Consider the following 12,484-nt stretch of genomic DNA (forward strand, 5'->3'; position numbering starts at 1 on the left):
CATGGTCTTTAAAAGTATTAAACATTGTGTATTAATTGTTGCAGGCCTATTATTTACAACGAGCGCCTTTGCCCAGTTGCGCCTGCCCGATGGTTATTTTTGGAAACAACTACCCAACGGATTACAGGTAGTTGTTATTGAAAACAGCAAAGTACCACTAGCTACCATCCAGATAGCGGTAAAAAATGGCTCCTTTACCGAAGATTCGGTGTATAATGGCCTGTCGCATATGTTTGAGCATATGTTTTTTAAGGCTAATAAGGATTACCCTACCCAGGCGCAGTTTTTAAAACGCACGCAGGAACTCGGTGCCATTTGGAATGGTACAACAGGTTACGAGCGTGTAAATTACTTTTTTACGTTTGATACGGATAGTTTGAACGCGGGCCTTAAATTTTTGAACGCGGCTATCCGCTTCCCGATCTATCGTATAGAGGATATGGAAAAGGAGCGAAAGGTTGTTGACGGCGAGTTTCAGCGTGCAGAAAGTGACCCGGGTTTTCAGCTTGATTTTGAGGTGGAGAAAAGAGTTTGGGGCGACCTGTTCACCCGCAAAAACCCTATCGGCATACATGATATCATCAACACGGCCACGCCCGAGAAAATGATGGTGATCAAGAATAAATACTATTTCCCTAACAATAGCCTGCTTATTATTTGCGGCGATGTGCACCATGAAAGCGCATTTACAATGGCCGAAAATATCTTCGGCGATTGGGCAAGCAGCGGGTCTGATCCTATTTTAAAATATCCAATACCGCCGTTTAAGCCGCTGGTGAAAAGTGATTTTTTTGTAAAGGAATCAACCATTGCCAAAACCCCGTACATGATGTTTGAATGGCAGGGGCCATCATACGCAACCGACTCGGCTTCAACCATAGCAGCCGATGTTTTTTCGACCATTGTGAGTTTAAACTCATCAAAATTACAGCAGGCACTGGTTGATAAGGGGCTGGCAACCAATGTAAGTGTTAGTTATGAAACTTGTAAATACACTGGTCCGGTACAAATATTTGTTGTGCCTAACCCTAATAAGCTAAAGGAATGCTATGCCGAATTAACGAACCAGATCAGCATGTTTGACAACCCGGATTATTATACCGATGACCAGTTGAAAGATGCCAAAGGCATATTGCTGCGTAATGATATCAGGGCTAAGGAAAAACCATCATCGCTGGCAAGTCAGTTAAGTTTTATGTGGTGCAGCACATCCCTTAATTATTATACCGATAATACCGACGACTACCAGAAAGTAACCCGTGCCGATATTAAAAGATACCTGGAGACTTATCTTATAAATAAACCATTGGTTGGTGGTATGATCATATCCCCCGATTTAAATAAAACAGTTAATGCTGCCTCGTTTTTTGCAGCTAAGTAATTTAAGCCCATATCAATGATGAAAAAGTATATATACACGCTTCTTTTTGCAGTTGCAATAGGGGGCACAAAACCGGCGCTGGCACAGCATGCCGCGTATGATATGATTGTTGATGGCGTAAAGGTAATTGTGCAGCCCAGCGGCAATAGCATTGTTGAGATACAAACCGTTTTGCGGGGTGGTGTACAAAATTACCCTGCCAGTAAAATGGGCATTGAATCAATGGCTATGCGGGGGCTTACAGAGTGCGGCACGCTTAAGCACGATAAGAACAGCTTTAAAAATATTTTGGATAAGATTAATGCATCTATATACGGTTATACCAATAAGGATTATTCGGTTATAAGCATGAGCTGTATAAAAAGCGATTTTGATATTGCCTGGCCGCTATATGCTGAAGCAATTACCGAACCTAAATTTGATGCTGCCGAATTCGCGCGCATTAAGCAGGATGCCATAAATGATTTGAAAGAACAGGAGTCGCAGCCTGATGAGTCGATAGATAAAATGGCGAACAAGGTAGCATTTGAGGGCCGTGATTTTGCCAAAGAACCCGAAGGTACGCCTGAAATTATCAATAGCTTAACGGCAGAGGAAACCAAGGCGTTTTATAATTCCATTCTAACTCGCTCCAGGATGCTGGTAGTGGTAGTTGGTGATCTGGATAGTTCGCTTATACAAACCCGGGTAAAAATAATGCTTGATGGTATAAAGAAGGGCACTCCGGTTGAGATGAAGAAATCCTTCTTCAGGGTTTATAATAACTCGTTCAAGGCGGAGCCAAAGGATCTGGCTACCAATTATATTGAGGGGGTAACCAGCGGCCCCTTAGTTGATGCCCCTGATTTTGACGCCTTCAACATGGCTATGCAGATATTTTACGACAGGCATTTCCTGAACATCCGCACCAATAATGGCCTTTCCTACGCGCCCGAAACGTGGTTTGATGTGGGGGCCATATCAGTAGCCAAATTCATTGTATCAACCACTATGCCCAATAAATACATAGCTGTTTTTAATAAACTGGTTGATAGCACTAAGTCTCATGGCTTTAATGCATCGGAACTGGCAAATATGAAGGTTACCTACCTTACCGGCTTTTACTATAAAAATGAAACCAATTATGCCCAGGCATCATCAATTGTGAGTAATGAAGTGATGCATGGCGATTGGAAAAGATCATTAACTTATATGACCAACATTAAGAAATTAACCGTTGCCGATATAAATAACGCCTTTAATAAATACATAGGCAACATTGTTTGGGTTTACCAGGGCGATCCTAAAAAAGTTGACCCCATATTGTATAAAAACGGCACCTCGCACGTGGGTGATAACCCAGTTAGTAACTAATGCCTGTAGATGAGATTATTGAAAAATAATACTGTTGAATTGTAACAAGCAGGGTAGCTATAAAGTCTTATATCTGCCCTGCTTTATCATAATGATATAACTACTTGTAAGTTATTATTTTATCTTGTTAAGGTGTGTTAATAAAATTCATGAAGTATTATCTTTTTAAGAAATACTGAATATATTTAGGCAATTGTAATCAAACCCAATTCATTATATGATCTCTAAAATTATCAAATCTATCACATTAAGCGTTGCAGGGCTGTTACTGGCCGCGGGTTCTTTTGCCCAGGTGCGGCTACCACAAGGTTATTATTGGAAACAATTGCCAAATGGCCTCCAGGTTGTTGTTATTGAGAATAGCAAAGTTCCGCTGGCTACAATTGAAATTGCTGTTAAAAATGGCTCATTTACTGAAGATTCAGTTTATAACGGCCTCTCTCACTTGTTCGAGCATATGTTTTTTAAGGCGAACAAGGATTATCCTACACAAGCACAATTTTTAAAACGCACACAGGAACTGGGCGCCATATGGAACGGTACTACAGGCGATGAGCGTGTAAATTACTTTTTTACATTCGACAGGGACAGCCTTAAACAAGGCCTTAAATTCCTGAATGCCGCTATCCGTTTTCCGATCTACCGTATAGAAGATATGAAAAAGGAAAGGGTAGTGGTTGACGGTGAGTTTCAGCGTGCTGAAAGCAGCCCGGGTTTCCAGCTTGATTTTGAGGTGCGAAAACGCCTGTGGACAGATCAGTTCACCCGTAAAAACCCTATTGGGATACATGATATCATCAATACCGCCACTCCTGAAAAAATGATGGTGATCAAAAACAAATATTATTTCCCTAATAACAGCTTGCTAACCATTTGCGGCGATGTAAAACACGACGAAGCATTTGCCCTGGCTGAAAAAGTATTTGGCGATTGGGAAAGCAGCGGTTCAGACCCGATAGCAAAATACCCTATCCCTCCGTTTAAGCCATTAACCCAAAGCAATTACTTTGTAAAGGAATCAACCATTGCGCAAACACCTTTTATGGATTTTGCATGGCAAGGACCTGCTTATGGAACCGATTCGGCTTCAACCATAGCCGCTGATGTTTTCTCAACCATAGTTGGCTTAAACTCATCAAAACTGCATCAGGCATTAATTGACAAAGGATTGGCAAGCGATATAAGCTTTAATTACCAAACCAGCAGATACGTTGGTCCGATAGAAATATTTGTGGTACCTAACCCTAATAAAGTAAAAGAGTGCTATGATGAGCTAATACATCAGTTGAGCATTATGAATGATCCTGACTACTACACCGATGCCCAGTTAGCTGATGCCAAAGGTATATTGTTACGTAATGACAGGTATGCTAAGGAAAAACCATCATCATTGCCAAGCCAGGTAAGTTATGCATGGGCAAGTACATCATTAAATTATTATACCGATAATACGGATGACTACCAGAAAGTGACCAGGGCCGATATAAAGAAATACCTTGGAACCTATTTGGTTGGCAAGCCATATGTTGCCGGCATGATCATTAGCCCTGATATGAACAAAACTATTAACGCAGCTTCATTTTTTGTAGCCAAATAAATTTAAATTTTATCACAATGAAAAAATATATATACAGCCTGCTGATTGTAACAGCACTTGGGAGCGTAAAACCGGCGCTGGCCCAGCATGCGGCTTATGAAACTATAGTTGATGGCGTTAAGGTAATAGTACAGCCCAGCGGTAATGATATTGTAGAGATACAAACCGTATTACGTGGCGGTGTGGCAAATTATCCCGCTGATAAAATGGGGATTGAATCAATGGCGATGCAGGCATTATCAGAATGCGGCACCCTGAAACATGACAAAAACAGCTTTAAGGACGCGCTTGACAGGGTTAACGCATCGGTTTATGGTTATGCAGGCAAGGATTATTCAGTTATTGCCATGAGCTGCGTAAAGCCTGATTTTGATGCCGTTTGGCCTTTATATAACGAGGCTATAACCATACCTAAGTTTGATACTACCGAATTTTCGCGTATTAAACAGGATGCTATCACCAATTTAAGAGCCAGGGAATCTCAGCCGGATGCTTCTATTGAAAAAATGGCTGTAAAAGTTGCCTTTGCTGGCCGCGATTACGCTAAGGACCCAAATGGTACATCCGAAATATTGAGCAAATTAACTGCCGCCGAAACAAAAGCTTACTACAACTCTATCCTTACCCGCTCACGCATGGTAATAGTGGTTGTTGCCGACCTGGATAGAGCTACCATTGAAGCAAGAGTGAAAACAATGCTTGATGGCATTAAGAAAGGTACGCCAGTTGAAATCAAGAATTCATTTTTCAGGGTGTATAACAACAGCTTTAACGCTGAGGCGAAGGACCTGGCTACCAATTATGTTGAAGGTATAACCAGCGGCCCTACATTGGATGCCCCTGATTTTTACGCTTTCACCATGGCTATGCGCGTGTTTTACGACAGGCATTTCCTGGATATCCGTACCAACAACGGTCTTTCATATGCGCCGCAGGTGTCTTTCAGCCAGGGATCGCTTAGCTTTACCCGGATAAAGGTATCAACCACTATGCCTAATAAATACATCAGGGTGTTTGATAAGCTGGTAGATAGTACTAAGAAACACGGTTTTACCGCTGCTGAATTAGCGGATATGAAGGTTACCTTCCTGACTGGTTTCTACTATAAAAATGAAACCAATGCAGCACAAGCCAGCTCAATAGTAGCAAACGAGGTATTGCACGGCGACTGGAAACGTTCATTAAATTTAATGAACGATATTAAAAAAGTAACCCTGCAGGATATGAACAACGCCTTTAATAAATACATTGGCAACATTGTTTGGGTTTACCAGGGCGACCCTAAAAAGGTTGATCCGCTGCTATATAAAAACGGCACATTGAATAATGATAACCCGGTGAGCAATTAAGTTCATTGGTTCACTGGTTCATTAGTTCATTGGTTGTATGATGGACAAATGATGGACAACTTGATAAAAAGGTTCGGAGTTAATTTCCGAACCTTTTTTTGTTTTGCAGTTAAGAGCCAAGCCTTGCGCGATTCCTTCCTTGGGGAAGGGAAGGTAGGGGTTTAGTACGATAGATTTAATGCGATAGCTTTGATGGCGCAGAAACCCCTCCCTGCCACCACACTGTCAACCGCACCCCTCCCAGGGGAGGGGATTTAAAAAGAAAAGGTCTGAGATAATTCTCAGACCTTATAAGTATCAAAGCGGTACCAATGAACTAATGAACCAGTGAACCAATGAACTAATCTTGTTTCAAAACATTCTTCCAGCTTACCATATCGCCTATTATCTTTTGCAGATCGTCGGCAGCAACGCGTTCTTGTTGCATGGTATCGCGGTAGCGGATGGTTACAGTGTTGTCTTCTAATGTTTGATGGTCGACAGTGATGCAGAATGGTGTACCAATAGCATCCTGGCGGCGGTAGCGCTTGCCTATGGCATCCTTTTCCTCGTATTGCAGGTTGAAATCTGTTTTCAGGTTATCCATTATCTCACGGGCCTTTTCAGGCAAACCATCCTTTTTGGTCAGCGGGAAAATAGCAGCTTTAACCGGCGCTAAGCAAGGGTGCAGGCGTAATACGGTGCGGCTATCCTGTTTCTCTTCGGTGCTCAGGTCTTCTTCCTCAAAAGCGTTTATCATCGTCAGTAAAAACATACGATCTAGACCTATCGAGGTTTCAATTACATAAGGTACATAGTTGCCATAAGGCTTGCCATTCTCATCCAGTTCAGGGTCAAAGTATTGCAGCTTTTTGCCCGAGAATTTCTGGTGCTGACTCAAATCGAAATCGGTACGGCTGTGGATACCCTCAACTTCTTTAAAGCCGAATGGGAAATCAAACTCAATATCAAAAGCAGCATCGGCATAATGCGCCAGCTTGGTATGCTCGTGAAAACGGTATTTGTTAAGGTCGGTACCTAAAGCCAGGTGCCAGTTAAGGCGCGCTTGTTTCCATTTATCAAACCACTCGGCCTGTGTGCCGGGGCGTACAAAAAATTGCATCTCCATTTGCTCAAACTCGCGCATGCGGATAATGAACTGCCTTGCAATAACCTCGTTACGGAAAGCCTTACCAATTTGCGCTATACCGAAAGGGATTTTCATCCTGCCCGATTTTTGCACGTTCAGGTAGTTCACAAATATACCCTGCGCAGTTTCAGGGCGAAGATATATCACGTCTGAATCCTCAGTTACAGCGCCCATCTGGGTGCTGAACATCAGGTTAAACTGGCGAACATCGGTCCAGTTAGCGGTTTTTGATAGCGGGCAAAGTATTTTATGTTGGATGATCAGCTCTTTTAAGCGCGGCAGGTTATCAGCTTTAAGGGCGTTATCCATTTCCAGTTGCAGTTCTTCGGCAAGGTCGGTTTTGCCTTCCACATCGTATTTAGCAATCTGATCCTCCAAAAGCTGATCGGCACGGTAGCGTTTGTTGCTGTCCTTATTATCAATCATTGGGTCGCTGAAACCATCAACGTGGCCGCTCGCTTTCCAGATCTTCGGGTGCATGAATATGGCAGAATCAATCCCGACAATGTTGTCATTCATCTGCACCATGGCTTTCCACCAGTATGTTTTAAGGTTATTCTTCAGCTCGGCACCATTTTGGCCGTAATCGTAAACCGCGCTCAAGCCATCATAAATCTCGCTTGATGGGAAAACAAAGCCATATTCCTTAGCATGTGCTATTACATTTTTAAACAGTTCGTCGGTTGAGTTACTCATAATAGGGGCAAATATAGTTTTTAGTGTTAAAGTCTGAAAGTCCGGAAGTCAGTAAAGTCAGAAAGTTCAATTCAGGAATACCAAATTAAAGGGAGGCAGAGTAGTGCGCCGGGTTATGCTGAGGTACTCGAAGTATAAGCGTAAAGGCCTTTGCCATCACACTTCGAGTGCCTCAGGGTGACCCCATCTTAACTTCGTTCCCGGCAATGACACTTCAAAAATGAATTATCTTATCAATATTAAAACCAAAAGCCTTTTCATTTTTTATCCTACAAAAGCATTTCATCATGGATCACATCGTTAAAATAATCTCAGCCACTTATGTAAATCATAATGTTAAGCAGTTTGATGTTGAAAAGCCCAAGGGATTTAAATTCACTCCCGGGCAGGCAACAGATCTCAGTATTAACCAACCTGAATGGAAGGACAAGAAGAATCCATTTACCTTTACTTGTTTAAATGATGATTATTTTTTGCAGTTCACCATTAAAATATACAAGGATTCAGAAGAAGGTGTAACCAAACACCTGGACGAACTGAAACCCGGCGATGAACTCATTATCAGCGATGCCTGGGGCGCTATTGAATACAAAGGTCCGGGTTATTTTATTGCCGGTGGTGCAGGTATTACGCCATTCCTAGCTATACTCAGAGAGCTTTTTATTGATGGGGGGATAGAGGGCAATACCTTATTTTTCTCCAACAATACCGAAAAAGATATCATATTAGCCAGCGAGCTTAAACGTATGCTCGGCGAGAATGCACATTTTACCACCACGCAGAGTAGTGGTGAAGGTGATCACCGCAGGATTGATGCGGATTTCCTGAAAGCTGAGGTAAAGGATTTTAAAAAGCATTTCTATGTTTGTGGTCCCGACCAAATGGTTAAGGATATAACAGAAGTGTTGGAAAGTTTGGGAGCTCAGGCTGATTCTGTGGTGTTTGAGAAGTAGGGAGAGCTTTCGGCTCGCCGCGCGTCATTGCGAGGAACGAAGCAATCCCCGACTGTGCAGAGCATGTTGTTTGTTTATTGAGTCGCATGGTATCGCTCATAGCCGCTAAGGCCTATTTCTTTTGTCTTGATACAAAAGAACCAAAAACCGACCAGAGGGAGCTCATGAATACCATTGAAGAACAAATAATAGATGAATAAATCAAGACAAAAAGATCCTTCCACCCACAGGCAAAACACCCAGGCCCGCGCTTTTTGTCGGGCCTTTACCCGCTTTTGATTGTGGTTCATTTAAAGCGATCTTCTTTGAAGGAGATTTTTGCCTTTCCCTTCCCTGTCAGTAGAACAGCTTCGGGCGAAAGCAGGCAAAACGATGGTGGCCTTGTGTAGTGGCAGGGCATAGCAGATTTTTACAGAAGCGTAAAGGCCAGGTGCGTAGCGACAGCAGGGTAAAAATATAGCAGCCCAGGTTTTGCCTGATTTGCAGGGTAAGGCCAAGTGCGGCAAAGAAGCCTAATCTACTGACTTGATTTATTCATCTATTATTTGTTCTTCAATGGTATTCATGAGCTCCCTCTGGTCGGTTTTTGCTACCTTTTGTATCAAGACAAAAGTAGTAGCCTCCGCGGCAATGAGCGGCTGCACGCGATATGTAAACGATATGCTAATCCGCTCTGCATAGCATAGAGATTGCTTCGTTCCTCGCAATGACGCGTGGTGAATAGCAGTTCTTAAACAAATCTTAAATCTCCTATCTCAAATCTCATATCTAAAATCTATTTTTGAGCCCATGAGTATCCGGGTTGAAGCATTAACAAAAGTTTACGGGAAACAAAAGGCTATTGACGGCATCACGTTTTCGGCGGAGCCGGGGGTATTGGGTTTTCTTGGTCCGAATGGTGCGGGGAAATCCACCACCATGAAGATCCTTACCTGCTTCATCCCACAAACTTCGGGTACGGCATCTGTTTACGGTTTTGATGTGGAAAAGCAATCGCTGGATGTTCGCAAACATATTGGTTATTTGCCCGAGAGCAATTCGCTTTACCTGGATATGTATGTGAAGGAATCGCTGGGGTTTATAGCCGGCATCCACAAAATTGCATCACCTGAAAAAAGGATAGCCGAAGTTATTGAGCAAACCGGCTTAGGACCTGAGCAGCATAAAAAGATAGGTCAGCTTTCAAAAGGTTACCGTCAGCGGGTAGGTTTGGCGCAGGCCATTATTCATAATCCGGAGGTATTGATACTGGATGAGCCTACATCGGGCCTCGATCCAAACCAGTTGATCGGCATCAGGCAGTTGATACTTGATCTGGGTAAAACAAAAACTATTGTTTTATCAACCCATATTATGCAGGAGGTGGAAGCCGTTTGTAACCAGGTGATCATCATTAATAAAGGTACAATTGTAGCCGATGATAGCCTGCAGGGGTTGAGAGATAAGAATAAGGGCAAATCTTTAGAGGATATTTTTATTAGTTTAACGAATAAATAAGACCCAGTTAACCAAGCGTCATTGCGAGCGATAGCGTGGCAATCCCCGATTAGAAGATCGAACAAGCGAGGCAAAAAAACAACAAAATATATTTAAGTTTATACAGTGTACAGTATCCTAAAAAAAGAAATAACCTCATACCTCAGCTCATTGGTAGCCTATGTTACCATTGGCGTATTTTTAATTGTATTAGGGCTTTTTTTATGGGTTTTCCCCGATTCAAGCATATTGGATTATGGTTATGCAGGTTTGGACAGCCTGTTCAGCACCGCGCCTTACCTGTTCATGTTCCTTATCCCGGCCATTACGATGCGCTCACTGGCCGAGGAACGGAGAGAGGGGACTTTCGAGCTCTTATTAACCCGCCCGCTAACCGACTGGCAAATAGTTTTGGGTAAATATTTGGCGAGCCTGCTGCTGGTGCTGTTCGCGTTGTTGCCTACACTGGTTTACTATTATTCGGTATATGTGCTGGGTAACCCACAGGGTAATATTGATACCGGAGCAGTTATAGGCTCTTACATTGGCTTGTTTTTACTGGGTGCCGTATTTTGCGCTATCGGCTTGTTTGCCTCATCAATCAGCAAAAATCAGATCATCGCTTTTACCATCGCGGTTTTCCTGTGTTTCTTCTTTTATAGCGGGTTCGATTCATTGAGCCAGATATTATCACTGCAAAATTTAACGCTTGAGGACCTTGGTATTACCGAGCATTACCAATCGGTAAGTCGTGGTGTTTTAGATACCCGGGATCTGGCTTATTTCATCATCCTGTCGGCTGCTTTTATTTGGCTTACAATATTTATATTACTTAAGCAGCGCCAAAAAAAGCTGATAAATACCGCGTTTTTGAGTACGCTGGGTATAATGCTGTTATTAGCAGCGGTATCTATCAGAATGTTTACCCGTTTTGATTTTACTAAGGAGAAACGCTACACCATATCGCCCATCAGCAGGCAAATTATGGGGACGCTTACCGGGCCGGTTAAGGTTACTGTTTATTTAAAGGGCGATGACTTCCCCGGTGGATTTAAACGCCTGCAACGTGCTACACGCGATATGCTGATAGATTTACAGGCGTATAGCCACGGCAACCTGCAATTTAAACTGGTGAATCCGCTTGCAGGTGTAAGCGAGGAGCAGCAAACAGCGGTTATTGATACTTTGGAATCAAAAGGTATAGCGCCTACCAACCTGAGCGTAAAAACCGATAATGGTTTAACGCAGAAGATCATTTTCCCGGCGGCAATGGTATCTGCCGGTAGCAGGGATATTCCGGTTAGCCTGTTGCAAAATCGCATTGGCTTATCTGACGATGAAGTGCTGAATAACTCTATCCAGAATTTAGAATACGCCTTTTCATCGGCCATAAAAAAAGTAACCAGCGGCGGCAAGCCCGAAATTGGCTTTACCGAAGGCCATAATGAACTTACCGATGTGCAGCTGAATGATGCCATGCGATCATTAGCTGACGGCTATGCTGTGGGTAGGGTAGACTTGAAAACTATCCCGTTTGATGGCCTGCAAAAAATAAGCTTACTGATAATACCTAAGCCTGATAAACCATTTACCGAACTGGAAAAGTTCAAGCTCGACCAGTATATTATGCGTGGCGGCAAGGTAGTTTGGACGATTGACCAGGTAAGCGCCGAGCTCGATAGCCTGCAAAAGCACGGCGATGAGGAAATGGCTTTCCCAAAACAACTAAATCTCGACGATCAATTATTTGTGTATGGGGTACGTATCAATTACGACCTGATAGCTGATATCAGTTGCGCGCAGATCCCGGTTAGCACCGGCAATGTAGGCGGGCAGGCACAAATACAAATGGTGCCATGGCTGTTTTATCCTATACTGATGCCACTGTCGAAGCATCCTGTGGTTAAAAACCTGGATGGTATAAAGAGCGAATTTATCAGTACGATTGATACGCTGGCCATTAAAAATGTTACGAAAACGGTGCTGCTGGCTTCATCGCCCTATAATAAAAGACTGAATGCGCCTAAAATGCTATCATTAGAAGCACTGGAGCAGGAGCCCAATCCTAAGGAATTTCAAAGTACACCTAAAACGGTGGCGGTTTTGCTGGAGGGTAAATTTGCATCTGATTTCCTGAACAGGCCTGCGCCTGAAGGCTTAACTGAGCATATCGACCCATTAACCGAGAGCAAGCCTACAAAAATGATCGTGATAAGTGATGGGGATGTATTTAAAAATAATGTGGCTGCCGATGGCTCGCCATACCCTTTGGGTTATGACCAGTACACCCGCCAAAACTATGGCAATAAGAACCTGTTACTCAATATTGCCGACTATATGACCGACGATTCGGGCCTTATAGCGCTGCGTACAAAAGAAATACAGATACGCCTGCTTGCCCGTGCCCGCATACGTAGCGAGAAGCTGTACTGGCAATTAATAAATACTGTTGCACCCTTGTGTATAGTGTTAATATTTGCTATTTTTCAACATTATATGCGCAAGCGAAAGTATGCCCGTTAAATTTTATACTTTTGAGTTACTAATACT

8 protein-coding genes are annotated in these 12,484 nt (G+C 42.9%); 7 read left to right on the forward strand and 1 reads right to left on the reverse strand.

The window, feature by feature from the left end:
• Position 1 precedes the first annotated feature (1 nt).
• From BLU33_RS04230 to BLU33_RS04245, 4 genes are all read left to right on the forward strand, one after another.
• The gene (locus BLU33_RS04230; RefSeq protein WP_091369669.1) at positions 2-1,381 is read left to right on the forward strand and encodes a M16 family metallopeptidase; all 1,380 of its coding nucleotides are present in this window, start codon (positions 2-4) and stop codon (positions 1,379-1,381) included.
• A 15-nt stretch (positions 1,382-1,396) separates the two neighbouring features.
• Complete coding sequence (locus tag BLU33_RS04235; RefSeq protein ID WP_091369671.1) at positions 1,397-2,734, forward strand: M16 family metallopeptidase; 1,338 nt, start codon at positions 1,397-1,399, stop codon at positions 2,732-2,734.
• A 217-nt stretch (positions 2,735-2,951) separates the two neighbouring features.
• Complete coding sequence (locus tag BLU33_RS04240; protein WP_091369673.1) at positions 2,952-4,331, forward strand: M16 family metallopeptidase; 1,380 nt, start codon at positions 2,952-2,954, stop codon at positions 4,329-4,331.
• Positions 4,332-4,348: 17 nt separating this feature from the next.
• A complete protein-coding gene (locus tag BLU33_RS04245) occupies positions 4,349-5,680 on the forward strand; it encodes a M16 family metallopeptidase (RefSeq protein ID WP_091369675.1) in 1,332 nt (443 codons plus the stop codon).
• A 340-nt stretch (positions 5,681-6,020) separates the two neighbouring features.
• On the opposite strand, the gene BLU33_RS04250 is transcribed toward BLU33_RS04245, so the two are convergent.
• On the reverse strand, positions 6,021-7,505 hold the full coding sequence (locus tag BLU33_RS04250; protein WP_091369676.1) for a glycine--tRNA ligase: 1,485 nt from the start codon (positions 7,503-7,505) through the stop codon (positions 6,021-6,023).
• A gap of 287 nt (positions 7,506-7,792) precedes the next feature.
• Here BLU33_RS04250 and BLU33_RS04255 point away from each other — a divergent pair, with 287 nt between their 5' ends.
• The 3 genes from BLU33_RS04255 (at position 7,793) to gldG (ending at position 12,457) form a co-directional block, all read left to right on the forward strand.
• Complete coding sequence (locus BLU33_RS04255; RefSeq protein ID WP_091369678.1) at positions 7,793-8,458, forward strand: FAD-binding oxidoreductase; 666 nt, start codon at positions 7,793-7,795, stop codon at positions 8,456-8,458.
• A 789-nt stretch (positions 8,459-9,247) separates the two neighbouring features.
• Entirely contained in the window at positions 9,248-9,955 is a 708-nt protein-coding gene (locus BLU33_RS04260) for an ATP-binding cassette domain-containing protein (RefSeq protein ID WP_091369680.1), read from the forward strand.
• 105 nt (positions 9,956-10,060) lie between these two features.
• Positions 10,061-12,457: a gliding motility-associated ABC transporter substrate-binding protein GldG gene (gene gldG / locus BLU33_RS04265; RefSeq protein ID WP_091369682.1), complete on the forward strand. Its 2,397-nt coding sequence runs from the start codon at positions 10,061-10,063 to the stop codon at positions 12,455-12,457.
• Positions 12,458-12,484 lie beyond the last annotated feature (27 nt).

This window comes from Mucilaginibacter mallensis (assembly GCF_900105165.1).
GTDB lineage: Bacteria > Bacteroidota > Bacteroidia > Sphingobacteriales > Sphingobacteriaceae > Mucilaginibacter > Mucilaginibacter mallensis.